The 18,548-nt window shown below is 66.1% G+C and carries 14 protein-coding genes, 2 tRNA genes and 1 pseudogene; 4 read left to right on the top strand and 13 right to left on the bottom strand.

The window, feature by feature from the left end:
* The first annotated feature begins 21 nt into the window (after positions 1-21).
* Positions 22-2,298: a fused MFS/spermidine synthase gene (locus B2Y21_RS11490; protein WP_292059887.1), complete on the top strand. Its 2,277-nt coding sequence runs from the start codon at positions 22-24 to the stop codon at positions 2,296-2,298.
* 10 nt (positions 2,299-2,308) lie between these two features.
* Here B2Y21_RS11490 and mfd read toward each other — a convergent pair whose 3' ends face one another.
* Positions 2,309-5,758 carry a transcription-repair coupling factor gene (gene mfd / locus B2Y21_RS11485; RefSeq protein WP_292059885.1) on the bottom strand — a complete coding sequence of 1,150 codons (3,450 nt, stop codon included), beginning with the start codon at positions 5,756-5,758 and terminating at the stop codon, positions 2,309-2,311.
* Complete coding sequence (locus B2Y21_RS11480) at positions 5,758-6,087, bottom strand: succinate dehydrogenase assembly factor 2 (protein WP_292059883.1); 330 nt, start codon at positions 6,085-6,087, stop codon at positions 5,758-5,760. Before B2Y21_RS11480 ends, mfd begins: the two co-directional genes overlap by 1 nt.
* 87 nt (positions 6,088-6,174) lie before the next feature.
* On the opposite strand from B2Y21_RS11480, the gene recG reads away from it, so the two are divergent.
* Entirely contained in the window at positions 6,175-8,265 is a 2,091-nt protein-coding gene (recG, locus tag B2Y21_RS11475; RefSeq protein WP_292060055.1) for an ATP-dependent DNA helicase RecG, read from the top strand.
* A gap of 35 nt (positions 8,266-8,300) precedes the next feature.
* On the opposite strand, the gene B2Y21_RS11470 is transcribed toward recG, so the two are convergent.
* From B2Y21_RS11470 to B2Y21_RS11460, 3 genes are all read right to left on the bottom strand, one after another.
* The gene (locus tag B2Y21_RS11470; RefSeq protein WP_292059881.1) at positions 8,301-8,873 is read right to left on the bottom strand and encodes a DUF2497 domain-containing protein; all 573 of its coding nucleotides are present in this window, start codon (positions 8,871-8,873) and stop codon (positions 8,301-8,303) included.
* Positions 8,874-9,032: 159 nt separating this feature from the next.
* Complete coding sequence (locus tag B2Y21_RS11465) at positions 9,033-10,607, bottom strand: TolC family outer membrane protein (RefSeq protein ID WP_292059879.1); 1,575 nt, start codon at positions 10,605-10,607, stop codon at positions 9,033-9,035.
* 137 nt (positions 10,608-10,744) lie between these two features.
* Positions 10,745-11,374 (bottom strand): protein-L-isoaspartate O-methyltransferase family protein, encoded by a 630-nt coding sequence (locus B2Y21_RS11460; RefSeq protein WP_292059877.1) that lies wholly within the window; start codon positions 11,372-11,374, stop codon positions 10,745-10,747.
* Positions 11,375-11,505: 131 nt separating this feature from the next.
* Here B2Y21_RS11460 and B2Y21_RS11455 point away from each other — a divergent pair.
* Positions 11,506-11,579: transfer RNA gene (locus B2Y21_RS11455), tRNA-Cys, on the top strand.
* Between the two features lie 54 nt (positions 11,580-11,633).
* Here the strand turns inward: B2Y21_RS11455 and B2Y21_RS11450 are convergent.
* Positions 11,634-12,443, bottom strand: a complete 810-nt coding sequence (locus B2Y21_RS11450; RefSeq protein ID WP_292059876.1) for a TrmH family RNA methyltransferase — start codon at positions 12,441-12,443, stop codon at positions 11,634-11,636.
* A gap of 110 nt (positions 12,444-12,553) precedes the next feature.
* Here B2Y21_RS11450 and B2Y21_RS11445 point away from each other — a divergent pair.
* Positions 12,554-12,628, top strand: a tRNA-Asn gene (locus B2Y21_RS11445).
* On the opposite strand, the gene B2Y21_RS11440 is transcribed toward B2Y21_RS11445, so the two are convergent.
* The 7 genes and pseudogenes from B2Y21_RS11440 to B2Y21_RS11410 form a co-directional block, all read right to left on the bottom strand.
* A complete protein-coding gene (locus tag B2Y21_RS11440; RefSeq protein ID WP_292059874.1) occupies positions 12,614-14,110 on the bottom strand; it encodes a recombinase family protein in 1,497 nt (498 codons plus the stop codon). The two genes, B2Y21_RS11445 and B2Y21_RS11440, sit on opposite strands and share 15 nt — an antisense overlap.
* A gap of 518 nt (positions 14,111-14,628) precedes the next feature.
* Positions 14,629-14,967, bottom strand: a complete 339-nt coding sequence (locus tag B2Y21_RS11435) for a DUF736 domain-containing protein (protein WP_292059872.1) — start codon at positions 14,965-14,967, stop codon at positions 14,629-14,631.
* Between the two features lies 1 nt (position 14,968).
* A complete protein-coding gene (locus B2Y21_RS11430) occupies positions 14,969-15,184 on the bottom strand; it encodes a DUF2274 domain-containing protein (protein WP_292059870.1) in 216 nt (71 codons plus the stop codon).
* Between the two features lie 13 nt (positions 15,185-15,197).
* Positions 15,198-16,430 (bottom strand): TrbI/VirB10 family protein, encoded by a 1,233-nt coding sequence (locus B2Y21_RS11425; protein WP_292059867.1) that lies wholly within the window; start codon positions 16,428-16,430, stop codon positions 15,198-15,200.
* Positions 16,427-17,413, bottom strand: coding sequence for a P-type conjugative transfer protein TrbG (gene trbG / locus B2Y21_RS11420; RefSeq protein WP_292059866.1), 987 nt, complete (start codon positions 17,411-17,413; stop codon positions 16,427-16,429). The genes B2Y21_RS11425 and trbG overlap by 4 nt, the downstream gene beginning before the upstream one ends.
* Positions 17,410-18,174 carry a conjugal transfer protein TrbF gene (gene trbF, locus B2Y21_RS11415; protein WP_292059865.1) on the bottom strand — a complete coding sequence of 255 codons (765 nt, stop codon included), beginning with the start codon at positions 18,172-18,174 and terminating at the stop codon, positions 17,410-17,412. Before trbF ends, trbG begins: the two co-directional genes overlap by 4 nt.
* Before the next feature lies 1 nt (position 18,175).
* Positions 18,176-18,548, bottom strand: a pseudogene (locus B2Y21_RS11410) (P-type conjugative transfer protein TrbL); the annotation flags it as partial.

Genomic DNA, 18,548 nt, shown 5'->3' with positions numbered 1-18,548 from the left:
GCCCGACGTCGAAAGCAGCGCATGACCGATCAAACTCTGACGCCGGCGCATCGCAAGGTCGATGCGATAACACCTGCGGCCTTCGCCGTCGCCGTCTTCACCTCGGCCAGCCTGGTATTCGTCGTTCAACCGATGACGACCAAGCTGGTGCTGCCGCTGCTGGGCGGGTCGCCGTCGGTGTGGAACACCGCCATGGTCTTCTTCCAGGCGGCCCTGCTGGCAGGCTATCTTTACGCCCACCTGCTGCAGCGCATCCCGTCGATACGGGCGCAGGCGACCATCCATCTGGTGCTGTTGGCGGCTGCGGCCGTCTTCCTGCCGCTCAGCATCACCCAGGCCCTTGGCGATCCCGACCCGGCCGCGCCGATCGGCTGGCTGCTCGGCGCGCTGGCGCTGTCGGTCGGCGCCCCGTTCGCGATCCTATCGGCCACGGCCCCCCTGCTGCAGGCCTGGTATGCGCGCGTTCGTGCAGGGCGGCCCGACGGCGCCAATCCCTATGTCCTCTACGCCGCTTCCAACCTGGGAAGTTTCCTGGCCCTGCTGGCCTATCCTGCCCTGATCGAGCCGCTGGCCTCCCTGTCGGGACAAAGGTGGGGCTGGACGGTGGGCTATGGCGTCTTCGCCATCATTCTGGTGGGCCTCATGATCCTCATGCCGCGCGCCGCGCGCATCACCCAGCCCCAGAAGGCCGCTGACCGCAGCCCGCCCATTCCCTGGCGTCGAAAGATCGTACTGGTCCTGCTCGCGGCCGCGCCCTCCAGCCTGATGCTCGGCGTCACCGCTCACCTTTCGACGGACGTGGCCTCCGCCCCCTTCCTCTGGGTCGCGCCGCTAGCCCTCTATCTGCTGACCTTCGTCATCGCCTTCCAGGCGAAGCCGTGGATTCCTCTGCACATCACCCTCATGCTGCAGGCCTTCCTCACGGTGCTGATCGCCGCCCTGGTCGGGATGACGACCGGCCAGTGGCTGACGCTGCTGGGCATGCACCTTCTGGGCTTCTTCTTCACCGCCCTGATGTGTCATCAGCAGATGGCGGCGCGGCGTCCGGCGCCGGACCGATTGACCGAATTCTATCTGTTGCTGTCGCTGGGCGGCGTGTTGGGCGGCGCCTTCACCGCCCTGATCGCGCCGGTCGTGTTCGAGACAGTGCTGGAATATCCGCTGGTCATGGCGTTGGTCTGCCTGGCCCGTCCTTGGCTGGGCGATCGTCCGGCCAAGCATGAAATCTGGCTGATGGCCGCCGGTTTGATGATCGCCTGCTTCGTGCCCCTGCTGTTCGAGATGCTGCGCTACAACCCGTCTCTGAGAACGGTCTTCAGCGATTTCGGACTGACCACGACGGCGCAGATCATTCTGGGCGTCGCCGCCATTCTCGCATTCCTGGTCCGCGATCGAGTGCTCATGTTCACGGCCGTCGTCGCGGCCATGACCCTGTCCGCCCATTACATCGGCCGCGGCTATGACTGGAGCCTGTCCGAGCGCAGCTTCTTCGGCGTCATGCGCGTGGCGGTCACACCCGAACCCAAGATGGGCGGCGACATCCATGTATTGATGCACGGCACCACCCTGCACGGCGCCCAGGCGCGCCATCCGAACTTCGCCTGCGCCCCGACCATGTATTACGCCCGCACCACGCCCCTGGGCCAGGCGGCCGAACTGATCCAGGCCCGCAGCCCGGCCGCCGTCATCGGCGTGGTTGGCCAGGGCTCCGGCGCCATGGCCGCCTATAAGCGCGCTTCGGATCAGATGTCCTTCTTCGAGATCGACCCCATGGTCGACCGCATTTCGCGCGATCCGAACTGGTTCACCTTCATCTCGGACTGCGCCGATGGACCGATCCGCACGGTGCTGGGCGATGCGCGGCTGACGCTGAACAAGGAACCGCGCGGCACGTACGATCTGCTGGTCATCGACGCCTTCTCGTCCGACGCCGTTCCGACCCATCTGCTGACCCGCGAAGCGATCGAAGGCTATCTGAAGCTGCTGAAGCCCACAGGCGTCGTGGTGCTGCACCTGTCCAACCGCAATCTGGAGATCACCCTGCCCGCCGTCGCCGCCGCGCGTGAACTGGGCGCGGCCGAGCTGCATCAGGTCTACGTCGAGAATCCAGAAGCCGCCCTGATGGCCGAAGCCTCGACCGAGGCCCTGGTCATCTCACCGACCGCCGAGGGGCTGGCTGATTTCAAGGCTGACGGTCGCTGGCGCAAGCTGGAGCCGACCAAGGTGCGGCCGTGGACCGACGACTACGTCAACCTGTTCGACGCCCTGATACGCAGCATGAAGGCCCGCGTAGGCTGAGGCGCGGGGGCTAGGCCGCCCCCGCCACCCTCGCCAGATCGGCGGTAATGCGCTCGGCGACCTTCAGTCGATCCTCCGGCGTGGGCCAATCGCCCTTCACCACGATCTTCTGATCCGGCCGGATCTTCCAGAAGGCGTGGTTCTTCTGGATCAGGCCCACCAGCCCCATCGGGTTGGGGAAGGTGTTGTTGCGCAGGGTCAGCACCGCGCCCTTTGGCCCGATGTCGATCTTCTCGATCATGGCCGTGCGGCAGTTGGCCTTGATTCCCACGATCCGCAGAAGCTGCTGCGCCTCGTCCGGCAACGGGCCGAACCGGTCGATCAGCTCGGCGGCCATGGCCTCCCGGTCCTCCATCTTCTCGGCGTCGGACAGGCGGCGATACAGGCTCAGACGGACGTTCAGGTCCGGGACATAATCCTCTGGAATCAATACGGCCGCGCCGACATTGATCGAAGGCGACCAACCGCGATCCGGCGCCGCCTCGCCCTGCTCGCGCAGTTCGGCGACGGCGTCCTCCAGCATCTGCTGATACAGTTCGACGCCGACCTCGCGGATGTGGCCCGACTGTTCGTCGCCCAGCAGATTGCCGCCGCCGCGCTGGTCCAGATCGTGACTGGCCAGTTGGAAGCCTGCGCCCAGATTGTCCAGCGACTGCAGCACCTGCAGACGCCGCTCGGCCGACAGGCTCAGCGGCTTGGTCGGATCGGTCGTCAGATAGGCGAAGGCTCGCGCCTTGGACCGGCCGATGCGGCCTCTGATCTGGTGAAGCTGGGCCAGGCCGAACATGTCGGCGCGATGCACGACAAGCGTGTTGGCCGTTGGAATGTCGATGCCGCTCTCGACGATGGTGGTCGAGACAAGCACGTCATATTCGCCATCGTAGAAGGCGCTCATGACCGCTTCCAGCTGGGTCGGGCTCATCTGGCCGTGGCCGACGACGAACTTCACCTCGGGGACCTGTTCGCGCAGGAACCGCTCGATGTCCGGCAGATCCTTCAGGCGGGGCGCAACGTAATAGGCCTGACCGCCGCGATATTTCTCGCGCAGCAGGGCTTCGCGCACCAGCACCGGATCCCACGGCGTGACATAGGTCCGCACCGCCAGACGGTCGACCGGCGGCGTGGCGATGATCGACATCTCGCGAATGCCCGACAGCGCCATCTGCAGCGTGCGCGGGATCGGCGTGGCCGTCAGGGTCAGCAGGTGAACATCGGCCCGCAGAGACTTCAGCTTCTCCTTGTGCTTGACGCCGAAGTGCTGCTCCTCGTCGACGATGACGAGGCCCAGATCCTTGAAGCCGACCTGATCGGCCAGCACGGCGTGGGTGCCGACCACGATCTCGAAACTGCCGTCCTTCAGGCCCGCGCGCGTCTCGTTGGCGTCCTTGGCCGTGACCATGCGCGACAGGTGGCGCACCTTGATCGGCCAGCCGGCGAAGCGTTCGCTGAAGGTCTTGAAATGCTGGCGCGCCAGCAGGGTCGTCGGGCAGACGATGGCGACCTGTTGGCCCGTCATGGCGACCACGAAGGCGGCGCGCAGGGCGACCTCAGTCTTGCCGAAGCCGACGTCGCCGCAGATCAGGCGATCCATCGGCGTGCCCTTGCCCAGATCTTCCAGCACGTCGCCGATGGCGTTCAGCTGATCGTCCGTCTCCTCATAGGGGAAGCGAGCACAGAACTCGTCGAACAGACCCGCAGGCGGCGTGATGGCGTCGGACACCCGCAGCGCCCGCTTGGCGGCCAGAGCGATCAGCCCCTCGGCCATGGCGCGCAGGCGCTCCTTGGCCTTGGCCTTGCGCGCCTGCCAGCCCGCGCCGCCCAAACGGTCCAGCTGAACCCCTTCGGCGTCCGTGCCGTAACGGGTCAGAAGGTCAATGTTTTCAACCGGCAGGTAGAGCTTGCTCTCACCGGCATAGAGGAGTTCGAGGCAGTCGTGCGGCGCCTCCTGGATCTCCAGCGTCCGCAGGCCCTCATAACGGCCGATGCCGTGATCCAGGTGGACGACCAGATCACCCGCCGTCAGGGCCGAGGCTTCGGCCAGGAAGTTGGACGCCCGCCGCTTGCGCTTGGGCCGCGCCAAGCGGTCGCCTAGAATATCGGTCTCGGAGATGACGGCCAGATCGTCGGTAACGAAGCCATGCTCGACCGGCAGTACCGCGCGCAGATAGATGCCGTCCGGCGCGCCCTGCACATCATCCCAGTCGCGCACCGCCACGACGTGCGTCAGTCCATGATCGCCCAACATGGCGGCCAGACGTTCGGCTGAGCCTTCGGACCATGAGGCGAACAGGACGCGCTTGCCTTGCCCCTTCAGCGCCTCGGCGTGTTGGGCCACGGCGGCGAACAGGTTGACGCTGTCCTGCGACCGCTCGGCGGCGAAGCTGCGGCCCAGTCGACCGCCGGCGTCCTCGCCCGAACCGGCGGCCAGCGGCGACAGACGGCGCACGGCGCGACCGGCCAGCGCGCTGTTCCAGTCGCCGTCGTCCAGATAGAGCCGCGCAGGCGGTAGGGCGCGATAGGCCGCTCCGCCCTTGCCGCGCGCCGCCTCCTTGCGCGCCTCATAGGCGTCGACGGTCAAGTTCCAGCGCTCGCCGCGCGCCTGCTCCGTCTGGCTGTCGAGGAAAACCGGCGCCGTGTCCGGCAGATAGTCGAACAGCGTATCCAGCCTGTCGTAGAACAGCGGCAGCCAGTGCTCGACGCCCTGACGGCGCGCGCCCTCGCTGACCGCGGCGTACATGGGCTCGTCGCCCGGCGCGCCGAACAGGTTCAGATAGCCGCTGCGGAAGCGCGAGATCGAATCTGCATCCATCAACACTTCGGACACGGGCGATAGAGAGACAGCCTTCAACTGGCGCGTCGAGCGCTGGGTCTCGGGATCGAAGGCGCGGATTGATTCCAGCTCGGAGCCGAACATGTCGAGGCGCACCGGCTCCTCGAAGCCCGGCGGGAAGACGTCGATCACCCCGCCCCGAATGGCGTATTCGCCGCGCTCCGACACGGTCGAGGCGCGCACATAGCCGTTGGCCGCGACGTAGCGTTCCAGAGCCGCCGTATCGAGATCGGCGCCGACCTTGGCCGCAAACCCGGCCCCAGTGACGGCGCTGCGCGGCGGCGTGCGCTGGGCGGCGGCCGCGACCGTGGCGACCACCAGTAGCCGCGTCCGGTCCGACGGATCGCGCGTCGCTAGCCGCGTCAGCGTCGCCATGCGCTGCGCCGCGACCGAGGCCGTAGGGCTCAGCCGGTCATAGGGCAAACAGTCCCACGACGGATATTCAAGAACTTCAACATCCTTGGCGAAGAAGCGGAACGCCTGGATGAAATTGCCTGTGCGCTGATAATCGCGCGCGATGAACAAGGCGGTCCCGCCTTGAGCCTTGATCCGCTCAGCGACGATCAGGGCGTCCAGCCCCTCCGGCGCGCCGCCCAGTTCTGCGTCGGTCCGCGCCAGCGCCGCGTCCATCAACCAATGCCCTTGGCCACTTCGGCCGCAACATGTTCGCGCATGAAGGCGCGGATGCGGGCCAGCATGGGCCCTTCGAACTCGGGCGGCGTCGGTTCGCGCTCGATGATCCAGGCGTAGAGATACTGGTCTTCTTCATCCAGCAGGCGCTCGAACTCGGTCAGTTCGTCGTCGTCCAGCGTCGGCGCAATCTGATCGGCGAACGGACCCAGCACCATGTCCGCCTCGCGGAAGCCCCGGCGCCAGGCGCGGAAGGTGATGCGGCCCAGTCGCGTCTTGCGGTCGTCAGAATTCAGGGCGTCCTCGGGACGTGCGTCGATATCGGCCACGCGGTTTCCTTGCCTGTCCGTTCACTTCGGTAAGAGGCCGATCAGATAGCGTTCCAGACGCCGCTTCGCCAGCTATGCTGTCCAATGATGAGGCCCGAGATTCTCTTTCCCCTGTTCGCCGACGTTTCCACGCTGAAAGGCGTGGGGCCGCGCAGCGCGCCTCTGGTGCAGAAGGTGGCGGGTCCGCTGGTGCGCGACGTGCTGTTTCTGTCGCCCAGCGGCGTGATCCAGCGGCGGCGCACTACGGCGATGGAGGCCATCGACGGCGAGATCGGCGTCTTCGAGGTGACGATCGACCGCCTGATCCCGCCGCACAAGCATGGCGCGCCGATCAAGGTCCGCGCTATCGACGACACTGGCTTCATCCACCTGATCTGGTTCGCCGGATCGCCGCGTCATATCGAGAGCCTGGCTCCACGCGGTTCGCGCCGTCTGGTGACGGGCAAGGTCGAGCGCTTCAACAGTGAAGTCCAGATCGCCCATCCCGACTACATCCTGCCGGTCGAAAAGGCGGATGAGATTCCGCTGTCCGAACCCGTCTATCCGGCGACGCAGGGGCTGACCTCGCGCCAGATCCGCAAGCTGGCGCAGGGCGCGCTGGCCCTCGCACCTGAGTTGCCCGAATGGCAGGAGCCGAACTGGCTGGCGGCCCGGCGCTGGGTCGGCTGGCGCCCGGCGCTGGAGGCCCTGCACGCCCCGACGAACGAAGCCGACCTGACGCCGGACGCGCCGGTACGCCAGCGTCTGGCCTATGACGAACTGTTCGCGCATCAGTTGGCCCTGGCCCGTCGCCGTCGCGCGCGTCAGATCACGCCCGCCGCCCGCATCACGCCGGGTGAGGCGTCCGCCCGGTTGCTGGCCGCCCTACCCTTCACTCTGACCGGCGCGCAGGAACAGGCCGTCGCGGAAATCCGCGCCGACTTGTGTTCCGGCGAACAGATGGGGCGGCTGCTTCAGGGCGATGTCGGGTCGGGCAAGACCGCCGTCGCGGCCCTAGCCCTCGCCGATACGGCGTCCAATGGGTTCCAGGCCGCCCTGATGGCGCCGACCGAAATCCTGGCGCGCCAGCACTACGACAAGCTGTCGCCCCTGCTGGACCAGGCGGGCGTGTCCAGCCTGCTGCTGACGGGACGGGATACCGCGGCCGAACGGCGCGGCAAGCTGGCGGCCCTCTCGTCCGGCGAGGCTCAGGTCGCCATCGGCACCCACGCCCTGTTCCAGGACGCGGTGCAGTTCAACCGGCTGGCCCTGGCCGTCATCGACGAGCAGCACCGCTTCGGCGTGCGCGAGCGTCAGCGCTTGCAGGCCAAGGGTGATCCGGCTCTCGGCGGCGTCCATCTGCTGACCATGTCGGCGACGCCGATCCCGCGCACGCTGGAGTTGACCCAGTACGGTGAACTGGAGATCAGCCGCCTGATGGAGAAACCGCCCGGCCGCACGCCCGTGACCACGGCTGTCCTGCCGTTGGCGCGCATCGGCGAGGTGGCGAAACGGCTGAAGGCGGCGGTCGAGGCGGGCGCCCAAGCCTATTGGATCTGTCCTCTGGTGGCGGAATCCGAGGCTATCGACCTGGCCGCCGCCGAGGATCGGGCCAATGACCTGCGCAAATATCTGGGAACCGAGGTCGGCCTGGCCCACGGCCAGATGCCGGGCGCGGAGCGCGAAGCGGTGATGGCCGAGTTCGCGGCGGGCCGCCTGCCCGTTCTGGTCGCGACGACCGTGGTCGAGGTCGGCGTCGACGTGCCCAACGCCTCCATCATGGTGATCGAACATGCCGACCGCTTCGGCCTGGCGCAGCTTCACCAGCTTCGCGGGCGCGTGGGGCGCGGCGCCAAGGCCAGTTCCTGCATCCTGCTGTACGGCGGCGAAGACGGCGCCCTGGGTGAGACGGCGAAGGAACGGCTGGAGACCCTGCGTCGCACCGAGGACGGCTTCGTCATCGCTGAGGAAGACTTCCGCTTGCGCGGCGGCGGCGACCCGCTGGGGCTGAAGCAGAGCGGTTTCCCGGCCTATCGTTTCGCCGACCCGATCCGCCACCGCTCGCTGTTGCTGGCGGCGGCGGACGATGCGCGCCTGCTGCTGGGCCGCGATCCCGAGCTGACCAGCGAACGCGGTCAGGCCGTGCGTCTGTTGGAGGCCCTGTTCGACTGGAAAAACGAACGCCCCTCAGCGGACTGAGGGGCGTCGTAAAACTCAGCTAGGTTTTGAAGCGATCAGCCTGCGTTGCGGGCGATGCGTTCGACTTCCTTGCGAACCTGGGTCTCGACGACGGCGGGCAGGTTGGCGTCCAGCCAATCCTTCAGCATCGGACGCAGCATCTCGCGGACCATGGCCTCGACCGTATTGCCGCTCATGAAGTTCATGTCGGCGGCCGAAGCGACCGGCGCAGGTTCCGGCTTCTGGAAGCTGGCAGCCAGACCGGCGAAGGCCGAGGCCGCGCTGGCCGCAGCGGTTTCGCCGACCAGGGCTTCGACCTCTGCCGCGGCGACGACGGATTGCGGCGCCGCCGGCGCGGGCTCAGTCGGGAACGGCGCAGCGTCCGCCACATCCAGATCGCCGATGGCTTCAGCGGCCGGCGCCTCATAAGGCTCGGTCAGTTCCAGCACTTCGTCCTCCACGGGAGCGGGCTCCGGCTCGGCGACGACGGGTTCTGGCTCCGGCGCGGGCTCAGGAGCCGTCTCTGTCGCGGCGGCGGTTTCAACCGGAGCGTCGTCTTCAGAGATAATCCGGCGGATCGACGCCAGAATCTCTTCCATCGTCGGTTCCTGGGCGGCTTGTTCGGTCATGTCGGAACCTCAACCTGGGCGCTCGAACGGGGACACTCGCCAACCGATGCGGACTAGGCAGGCGACGATGGGGACCGAGCTTTCAGACTCGCCTCCCCCTTGAATCCTGTCGTCGCATCAACGCCCGTCGGAATCAACGGACGTTTTGTCGTTCAGTCTTCAGCCCTGGGGAGCAGTGCGAACGACTTCGCCCTTCAACTGACGATCAACCGGCGCATCTTCGACATCGACGGCGGGCGTCGTGGCTGGGGCGGCGACGCGGTCGATGGCCTCGATCACGCCATCCCAAGGCAGGGCGCCGCGATTGCGCACCGCGCGATAGTTGTCGGACGGGTCATAGGCCTCGATCGTCGGATCCAGATTGGGACCGCCCAGACGGCCCATGGCCGCCAGAAGCTGGGCCTGCGCCACATATTCGTTGCGGCGAGCGCTGGTCAAGGCGACTTCCGCGCTGCGCAGTTCAAGCTCCTGGTTCAGCACGTCCAGAGTGGTGCGCAGACCGACCTGAGCTTCCTGGCGCACGCCCTCGGCGGCGACCGAAGCGGCCCGCACCGCCTGTTCACCGGCCTGAACGCTGGAACGCGCTGAAGCGCTTTGAGCATAGGCCGAGCTGACCGACTGCAGAACCGTACGACGCTCACCCTCGACGTTGATCTGGGCAGCGTTGGCGCGCTCCAGAGCCTGGGCGACGCGCGAACGATTCAGGCCGCCCGTGAACAAGGGCACGGAGACAGTTGCGCCCGCCGTAAAGCTGGTGCGATCGCCCAGGTCCAAGCCCGACAGATCATTGGCCGTCCCGCCATAGGAGGCGTTCAGGCGCGCCGAAGGCAGATACTCCGCTCGCGCCGCCGCCACATTGGCCTCGGCCGCGCGCTGGGCGTGAACGGCGGAAAGCACGCCGGGGTTCTCGGCAAGGCCGACGTCCATGGCGCTGTCGAAATCGGTCGGCAGGCCCGGCAGCGTCGGCAGCGTCTGCAGGTTGGACGGCGCCTGTCCCACGACGGCGGCGTAGGCCGCGCGCGACACCGACAGTTGCGCCTGAGCGCTGGCCAGATCGGATTCGGACTGCGCCAGACGGGCTTCGGACTGAGCGACGTCGGTGCGGGTGATCTCGCCGACCTCGAATCGAGCGTTCGATTCATCCAGTTGGCGACGCAGCACCTTCAGGTTCTCCTGGCGGATGCGCAGGATTTCCAGATCGCGGGTGACATCGGCGTAAGCCTGAATAACCGTCACCATGACCTGCTGCTCGACCTGACGCAGGTTCTCGCGACCGGCCAGCACATTGGCCTCGGCCGCAGAGATGCCGTGCGACACGCGCCCAGCCGTCCAGATGTTCTGCGTCAGACTGACGCTGGCGCTGGCGCCGTCGCTTTCGATCGTCCCGCCGCTGGTGCTGCTGCTGCCCGGCAGCGTGCCGGTGGCGTCAGGCACGCCGTCGCCGTTGGTGTCGATCGGGAAGGTCTGACCGGGGATCGTCGTCGTCACCCGATCGGTGCGGGTGCGGCTGTAATCGACACCCGCCGAGGCGTTGACGGTCGGACGCAGACCCGCGCGCGCCTGGACGATGCTCTCATCCAGGGCCCGTTGATTCGCCCGTTGCGCCAACAGGGTCGGATTGGTGCGATAGGCCAGACCGATGGCTTCCTGAAGCGACTCGGCGAAGACAGGCGTCGCCCCCATCGTCAATGCGACCAGTGCGACCGAAGCGAGCGCGCGCGAGCGTTTCAACATGAACCTGTCCCTGCCTGACGCCCCCATCCGGCGCGCCTGTACTGCCTTGTAGCGGCGTAGTTGGGGGCTAGCCGCGTCCGACGCCAGTTAAGTTTTTTTCACGCAGCGCGACGCCCCTTCCGTCGCCGCCAATGGCCTTAGAGCGCAAACGCAGGCGCCGGGACCATTTCCGCCAGCAACTCAGGCGCAGCGTCGAACAATTCGCGCCGCGAAACGCCTTCGCGACCACGCACATAGAGGATCGCCGCGCCGCTGGCGCCGTCGCGCTCCACCACAGCCAGACGGCCGCCCGGACGCAGGGCCGCAATCCACGATTCGGGGCGCTCAATGACCGCGCCTTCACTGATGATCAGGTCGTAGCCCTCGCCCTGCGGCTGGCTTAGTGGAGCCACGACGGTCTCGACCCCGGCCTCGGCCAGGGCGGCGCCGACCACGTCGAACACGGCCGCGTCGGATTCCTGAGCCGTAACCGACAGGCCCATGTGCGCCAGGACGGCGGCGGCGTACGGCGCGGCGATCGCCAGGGCCTTTTCACCGGCGCGGGCGTCCAACCCTTGCAGCAGCTTGGCCACATCGCGCGGCAGCATCAGGCGACGGTCGCCCGCGATTTCAGGCTCGACGTCGGCATAGGCCGAGAAGGCGCGGTCGGCGGCGCAGAATCGCTCGCGCTCCACAGCGCCGATGGCGGCGTGCAGTTGGCGGTCGGTGACGTCGTTCACGCGGACCTGCGAGTCCAGCATCACCTTGCGGGCGGCGGCGAAATCCATAATCCGAAGTCCTTCAGGTCGGCTCAGGCGAAGAAATGTGACGCGCTTATAGGTCCGTGCGTTGCAGCGGACAATCCGATCTGATAGCTGACGGCCCTCGCGATGGCGGGGCCCATGAAATACGGGGTCACGGCCTGATGGCGGAGTGGTGACGCAGAGGACTGCAAATCCTTGCACCCGGGTTCGATTCCCGGTCAGGCCTCCATCGCGGCGAACATCGGCAAAGCCGCCCTTCGGGGCGGCTTTCCTGTTTCCGGCCCTAGCTTTGATCCGCCGTCGCCAGATGGTGCAGGGCCACAGCGCTGGTCGCCGCCACGTTCAGCGAATCGAATCCTCCCGCCATGCGGATTCCGACGGGGCGACAGCGCGCGATGATCTCGCGCGGCAGGCCCGGCCCTTCGCTGCCCAGCAGAAGCGCCGTTCGCCTGCCCGGCCTGAACGCCGCCAGCGCCTGCTCTGCCGAAGGCGTCAGCGCCAGCACCTCAAATCCCCTGCCCTGCAACAGATCGATCATGGCCCCTGCCTCCAGCGCGGTCGCCATCGGCGTTCTCAGCACCGCCCCCACAGAAACGCGGATCGCCTTGCGGTAAAAAGGATCACAGCAGGTCTGATCCAACAGCACCGCGCCTGCGCCAAAGGCCGCCGCATTACGGAACAGGCCGCCCATGTTGTCGTGATTGCCGATTCCGCATGCTACGACCACCACAGCCCGCTCAGGCAGGCTATCCAGCAGATCGCCCGGCATCACCGGTTGCGGCTTGCGTCCGAGCGCCAATATGCCCCTGTGCAGGTCAAACCCCGCCACAGCGTTCAGCACCGTTTGGGGCGCCACATGGACCGGCACATCGCCTGGCAGCCGCTCCAGCACCTCACTCAGCCCCTCCAGCCGCTTTTCAGCGATCAGAACCGCCACAGGCGCGCAGCGCGACGCCGCCGACGCCAGAACACGCAGAACGACCTCGCCCTCGGCCACGAACAAGCCCTGCCGACCAGTCAGGTCGCGCTCCTTCACATCGCGAAAGGCGGCGATGCGCGGGTCATCCGGGTCGTTCACATGGATTGGCGTCATGCGGAGCCTTGTAGCGTATGGCTTTGCGAAAAATTTGGCGATTTCTGCCTTTTACCCGTTGCATGAATCGAAAAGGCGCTGCTATACGCCGGCCTCCCCCGAGGGGATGTTCCGCGGTAGCTCAGTGGTAGAGCAGCCGACTGTTAATCGGCTGGTCGTAGGTTCGAATCCTACCCGCGGAGCCATTTCTCATTTTCGGGCAAATCGCCTGCTTCACCCTTCTTTGGGAGGGTCGATTGGGCGATAGTTTCCGACAATAAATCAAATGGTTGACGGAACTTTGCCGTAAGCTCTCCATGGGCCCAGGAGCAGTTCGAAAGTACGAGATTCAGCACCCTTCGCTTCTCTGAAGCGGAGGCCTGCTCGAAGAGATCGTGCGCTTCCCGTCCGAGACGGATCAGCGCAATCCCGTTACCGATATACTCGTCATCAGCGCTATGGTGCCGCTCAATGTCCTTCAGACAACGATCCCGCTCCTCGCGCCACACGATTTGCATCCGGCGATAGAAGTCGTCGGTGACCACCCCGTCGAGTTTGTCTTCGTACATTCGCTCGATGCGGGCCTGTAGCCGATCGGCCTCGCCGCGGAGCCGCTCAATTGCCGCCCTACGCTCACGGGTTTCATCCTGAAGACTTTCGCGCAAGGCGCGTTGGATCAGTTCAAAAGCAGCATCATCGAATCGCAGTTGCCGCAACAGTCCGGCGAATCGCTGCTCCAGCACCTCCTCGCGGACATACGGCTCGCCGCATTTTCCTTTGAAGCCCGTGCAGTGGTAATAAATGTATCGCTGTTTTTTGATCTCACCGACCATCGCGCAACCACAATGACCGCACGTCATCATGCCGGTGAACGGAAAGTCGTTTGCGCTGGCGCGAATGTTGGCTGCCTTGCGCCCGTCCAGGACATCCTGGACCGCGCTCCAAAGGTCCTCGGAGATCAACGGCGCGTGGGAGCCTTGATAGACCTTGCCCAGCCATTCGAAGGCGCCGGTATAAATTCGGTTCCGCAGGATCGTATGGACCGTGCTTACGCCTATGGGCGCGCCACTCTTCCGGTAGGTCAAGCCAGCCAGCCGAGCCTTCTTGGAAACGTCCTTTAGCGAGTATTGGCCTGTAGAATACCACTCATATAGGCGCTGAACGAGCGGACCGAGCGCCGGATCAATGGTGATAATTTTCTTACCGTTCGGACCTTCGACGTTCAGGTAGCCGATCGGTGCGACGGTCGGCCACAGGCCCTGTTCAGCCTTCTCCAACATGCCCTTTCGGGTTTCTTCCGACAGATTGTCGATATAGTTTTTCGCCATCAGCACCTTGATGCCGTGCATGAACTTTTCGGAAGAGCGCGAGTCCTGCGAGAGGACGACACCCTCTTTTACGAAATGAATTTCGATGTCGAGGTCGTCGACCGTCACCCAATCCTTGAGATTGCGATAGAGTCTGTCGGTCTTTTCGACCAGAAGCATCCGAACTGTAGGGTGCCGGCGAATGTATTGCAGCATTTCGTTGAAGCTGGTGCGCCCGCTCTTCTTGGCGGTTTCAACGTCGACAAATTCCCGCGCCACCTGAATATCGTTGGCATCGGCGTAGTCTTTCATCAGCTTGGTTTGAGCCGGGATGGAAAACCCTTCCCGATCCTGCTCCTTCGATGAAACACGAGCATACATAACAGCCCGCCTTATCTCGACGACTGGTGCAGAACGCGCGATTCTCCGACTGGCCATATCTGTCTCCCGCTAAGATCGCCGAGCAAAGGCGATAACGGCGCGGCAACGGCTCAATCCAAAAAAGAGCATCGACAACGCCGGACGCAGAATCCTAACGAACCAGCAGAACCAATCAAGCAAATAACTCGCAAAGCGAAGAATGTTGCTATATATTTCAATTACATATGAAAATCTATTGCAACGCGACGCGAAGGCATGATCCATCTTATCACTCCTTCTTGCGTGACTTTGCAATAGACCGTCTAGGCGTTGCTCTACGCTTCGACTCCCATTCGATGAGGATACGAAAGAGGTCCGTCAGATCGGCGAGCATCGCCCGCGCCTCGACTTCTGAAACGTCCCCTATCGACTGCTTCTGGAAGTGCGCTTGCGCGTCACGCGCGAGGTCCGCGGAAAAGTGGCCGCCGCGCCGCGACGGACGAACGACTTTCTGCGGAATGGACGACACAGATCGGCGGTCAGGGTTCATCGTCCCAATCCCGCGTCCGATGCTGGCGGCTCCAGACCAGCTCGGCGGTGGCGCCGTCCGGCGCTGTAAACAGGGTCGCGCGCTTCGGCTCCGACCAGGGGTCGTTCAACCGAACGCGGAGATAGTCTCGCGGATTTTCTCCCCGCGACGTCGCTTTCCAGGCCTCGCCGACGCGCGACCAGCCGAGCATGACGACATAGTCCGGCGAGTTGTCGTTTCGACGGTCGTCGTTCGGAACGAACCGGATTTTCCGGTCGATGAGGAGAGTTTCGATGCGGCCTTCCCAGCCGCCCTGCTTGGTCGGCTTGAACTTTCCGATGACGCCCATCTCAGCCTCCCTTCGCCTTCAGCGCCTTGGCGAACTCCCTGTCGCCGGCGAGGAAGGCTTCGAGCATCGCCGGGACAAGGTCCGAGACTTCCGCCTTGTCGCCGTATGCCTCGCGATAGACTCCGGCGTAGTCAGTCAGCGACCGATGGAGGTCCGGCGTGACGGTGACGGTGAGCTTGATCGGCGTCCGATCAGGCAGTTTGCCGAGCTTCAGCATGGGCTCTCTCCTCTCAGCGGCCCCACGGACGCAGCACGAGATCCTTGTGGACGATCACGCGCAGCGGAAATCCGGGGCGGATGGTGATGGTGGGTTGGACGTCGAGATTCCGGGTGACGATCTGTTGCCCGGCCTGACTGCTGGACTGCTGGGTCGACTCGCGGACGGCCCGGACGAGGTCGCTCTCGCCGTCGATGCTCAGCTCCGTTCCGACCCCGAGCAGGGTGGAAAGCGCGACGCCCTTAAGGAGCCGCCATGTATGGAAATCCACCTTGTCGGCGAGCCCAGCGTAGCCCGCAGCATCCGTCGCAGGGAGGTTGTCGAGTTGGAGCGAGGCGCCGTCAGGCAGGATGATGCGCTGCCAGACCAGTAGCGCCCGGCTCTGACCGAAGGCCACGACGCTGTCATAGCTGCCGATCAGGCGCGCGCCTTGCGGGATAAGCAGGATGCGCCCCGTCGCGGTGTCGTAGACATTCTCCGTGACCTGGGCTGTGACGAAGCCGGGAAGATCGGAGCGCAGACCCGTCATCAAACTAGCCGCGATGACGCTGCCGGCCATGACCTGATACGGCGAAGCCGGCGACTGAATCCGGTGCGGGTTGATCGTCGAGGAGGGCCCCTGCGCCACGAAATCCAACTTGCGCTGCTGGCCGTTCGGATCGCGCTGGGGATCGACGCCAAGGCGCCCCTCCCCTTCCCCGTCGGGCGCGGCCGTCGGGGCCGCCCCTATCGGAGCGGCTTCGGCCGTGGCGGGAGCCTGACGCGCGAGTTGCACCATCACGCCGGACTCCCGCGCCTGTCCCGCCTGTGCCGCCTGACGCTGACGCTCCGCCTCAAGCGCCTGCTCCGCCGCTGAGATCGTAGGCTGTCCACCATCGAGAGACGCGCCGCCGCCGCGCTCCTCATCCAGGATCGCGCGCCCGAGGTCGCCGGGAAGCGGCGGCCCGAGTTGAGGTATGGAGCCGTAGTCGCCGGGAAGGTCCGCGACGGCGTCCGCTGTTGGTCGGCGATCCGTAATGACCGGCTCGTCGACGGGTTCTGCAACCCGGAGCGTCGCAGGCCCCAGCGCGAGCCAGGCGACGCCCGCGATCGCCGCCGCCCCGGCCGCGGCACCGCCGATCACGACGCCGCGCTTGAACCGGACGATGCGGCGCGGCGCAGCGCGCAGGGTAAAGGCGTCGGGAGAGGATTTGGGCGTGCTTTCGCGCGAAGGGGTCTCGCGGGGCGTGTCGGGCTCGTCGATCATCGCGACGCCCTCCGGCCGCGCCGCTGATCGCCATCGGTTCGGGTAATCCGCACGACCTGCTGCGGCGCTTCGCCCATGCGCAGTTCCGCGGCGGTGAACAACCGATCAACGATGTAGTGATGTCCGCTGACCCGGTAGTTCACGAGTTGGGCGGCGCCGAGCGGGCCGACGACGAACAGCGGCGGCGCCTCCCCCTGATCGAGTCGGGCCGGAAACTCGATATAGACCTTCGCCCCGTCGTCCCAGGCGCGGAGCGGCCGCCACGGCGGCGCATCGCCGGTGATCGCATAGCGGAAGCGCAGGTTCTCGACAGCGACAGCGGGCGCGATCGTCTGCGCCGCCGCGGCCGCATCATTTCGCCGGTGCAACGCCAGTAACCGGTCCTGCGGATAGGTCCAGGAGATCGCCGCCATCGCGGTCGCATCGGTGCTTTCCAGCGCGAGATGATAGGCGCGACGGGTCGTGGTGATGACCATATTGGTGTGCAGCCCTGCCGCGAAGGGCTTGACCAGGACATGCACCCGCCGATGGTCGCCGGCCCCGCTCACCGTATCGCCGATGACCCAGCGCACGGTGTCGCCGGCGGAGACTGCGATCAGTTCTTCGCCCGGTTGAAGCGCAATGTCGCTGACCCGTTCCGGCGCGGCATAGAGCCGGTAGAGCGCGCCCTCGGTCCAGGGGTAGACCTGCACGGCGTTGACGTAGCCCGCGCGCGACGGCTCCTGCATCGCGGCGCGGTTTGCGGCTTCGACACGGGTCGTGGGCGAGCCGGCCTCCCGCCGCACGGCAGGCGGAGGTTGGAGTTGGCCCGGCAGCGGCAACGGGACCGGGGTCTCTATGATTTCGACCGGGATCGGCGGTTCCGCCACGACGACGGCGGGCTGAAAATCGACGGGGTCGTAGGCGATGGCGGGCGGCGGTGTTTTCCCCGCGCACGCGGCGAGCGCCAGGGCGGAGACCCCGGCAAGCGGCAAACGGATCACAGCGTATCTCCTTCAGGGGCGGCGATGGACGGGTTGGGAAACGGCGCCGCTCCGACCGGCGACTGCGTCGCCGCGGTCGTGTCGAGTTCGCGGGACCAGTCGATCGCATTGACGAACAGACCAAGAGGGTTCTTGCGAAGCGCGTCCGCCGTTTTCGGCGTGCGAAGGACCGTCGTCAGAATGCCCGTCCAGCGCTCGGTCCTGGCGAGGCTGCCCCGCTCATAGGTCTGCTCGACCCATTTCACCTGGAACGACGAATCCGATGCGCGCACGACGCTCGTGACCTGAACCGACACGCTGCGCTCGCCGATCATGGAGAACGGGTCGTTGGTGCGGGCGTACTCATTGAGAAACCGCGCTCCGCGGTCCGTGGCGAAGTCGTACGCCTCCAGCCAGTTCTGCTTGACCAGCACGGGGTCGGTCGAGACGGAACGGACATTGGCGACGAAGCGCGCGAGGTGCCAGATGGTCTGGCCGTCGGTCGGGCGGTAGTTCTGGATGGCGGGCGCGACCGAGCGCGCCTCTCCCAGCCGATCGACCTCGACCACGTAGGGCGCCACGCGGCTCTGGGTCGACTGCCAGACATTGCCGGCCGCGAGCCCGCCGCTGATCATGAGGCAGCCGAAGGCCATCAGCCGCCAATTGCGGGCCTGAACGCGGGCGGAGCCGAGACGGTCGTCCCACAGCTGACCTGCACGCTGATAAGGCGTTTCCGGCTGAGGCGTCCGGCCATAGCGTTGGATGGGTCGCTTGAATTTCATGCTAGTCGTCCTTCTGACTGAGGTCGGGATTGGCCGGAGCGCCCGGACGATCGCCGTCCTTCACGGTCTGGGCGGCCATGTGCATCCGGTGGCGGGAGGTCTGTTCGCCGCGCATCCGCTGCGCCCACGCCGGGGCGGCCGCCGCGTCCGGACGCGCGCCGGGTGCGGGTGGCGGCGCGCCGTTCACGGCGTTCCACGCGGCGTCCCTCCCCTTCTGGGCGCTCTCGCGAAACGGCCCCGAAAGACGCGAGGCGGCCGATCGCGCGCTCTGCCGCATCGCTCCGCCCGCGGCGCGCGCGACGCCGGCGGCGCCCGCGCCCACGGTGGATTTTCCGGCCGCTTCCTGCCCAAGCTGGTAGGAGGCCCGCGCCGCC

The sequence above is a fragment of the Brevundimonas sp. UBA5936 genome, assembly GCA_002430835.1.
Classification (GTDB): Bacteria; Pseudomonadota; Alphaproteobacteria; order Caulobacterales; family Caulobacteraceae; genus Brevundimonas.
Note: the sequence above shows the minus strand (reverse complement) of the source record. Positions and strands in the feature narration are given on the sequence as shown.

Excerpts from the sequence above, each read along its gene's own strand:
- B2Y21_RS11490 (WP_292059887.1), top strand. The coding sequence starts at position 22 with ATGACCGATCAAACTCTGACGCCGGCGCATCGCAAGGTCGATGCGATA.
- mfd (WP_292059885.1), bottom strand. The coding sequence starts at position 5,758 with ATGGACGCGGCGCTGGCGCGGACCGACGCAGAACTGGGCGGCGCGCCG.
- recG (WP_292060055.1), top strand. The coding sequence starts at position 6,175 with ATGAGGCCCGAGATTCTCTTTCCCCTGTTCGCCGACGTTTCCACGCTG.
- B2Y21_RS11470 (WP_292059881.1), bottom strand. The coding sequence starts at position 8,873 with ATGACCGAACAAGCCGCCCAGGAACCGACGATGGAAGAGATTCTGGCG.
- B2Y21_RS11465 (WP_292059879.1), bottom strand. The coding sequence starts at position 10,607 with ATGTTGAAACGCTCGCGCGCGCTCGCTTCGGTCGCACTGGTCGCATTG.
- B2Y21_RS11460 (WP_292059877.1), bottom strand. The coding sequence starts at position 11,374 with ATGGATTTCGCCGCCGCCCGCAAGGTGATGCTGGACTCGCAGGTCCGC.
- B2Y21_RS11450 (WP_292059876.1), bottom strand. The coding sequence starts at position 12,443 with ATGACGCCAATCCATGTGAACGACCCGGATGACCCGCGCATCGCCGCC.
- B2Y21_RS11440 (WP_292059874.1), bottom strand. The coding sequence starts at position 14,110 with ATGTATGCTCGTGTTTCATCGAAGGAGCAGGATCGGGAAGGGTTTTCC.
- B2Y21_RS11435 (WP_292059872.1), bottom strand. The coding sequence starts at position 14,967 with ATGGGCGTCATCGGAAAGTTCAAGCCGACCAAGCAGGGCGGCTGGGAA.
- B2Y21_RS11430 (WP_292059870.1), bottom strand. The coding sequence starts at position 15,184 with ATGCTGAAGCTCGGCAAACTGCCTGATCGGACGCCGATCAAGCTCACC.
- B2Y21_RS11425 (WP_292059867.1), bottom strand. The coding sequence starts at position 16,430 with ATGATCGACGAGCCCGACACGCCCCGCGAGACCCCTTCGCGCGAAAGC.
- trbF (WP_292059865.1), bottom strand. The coding sequence starts at position 18,174 with ATGAAATTCAAGCGACCCATCCAACGCTATGGCCGGACGCCTCAGCCG.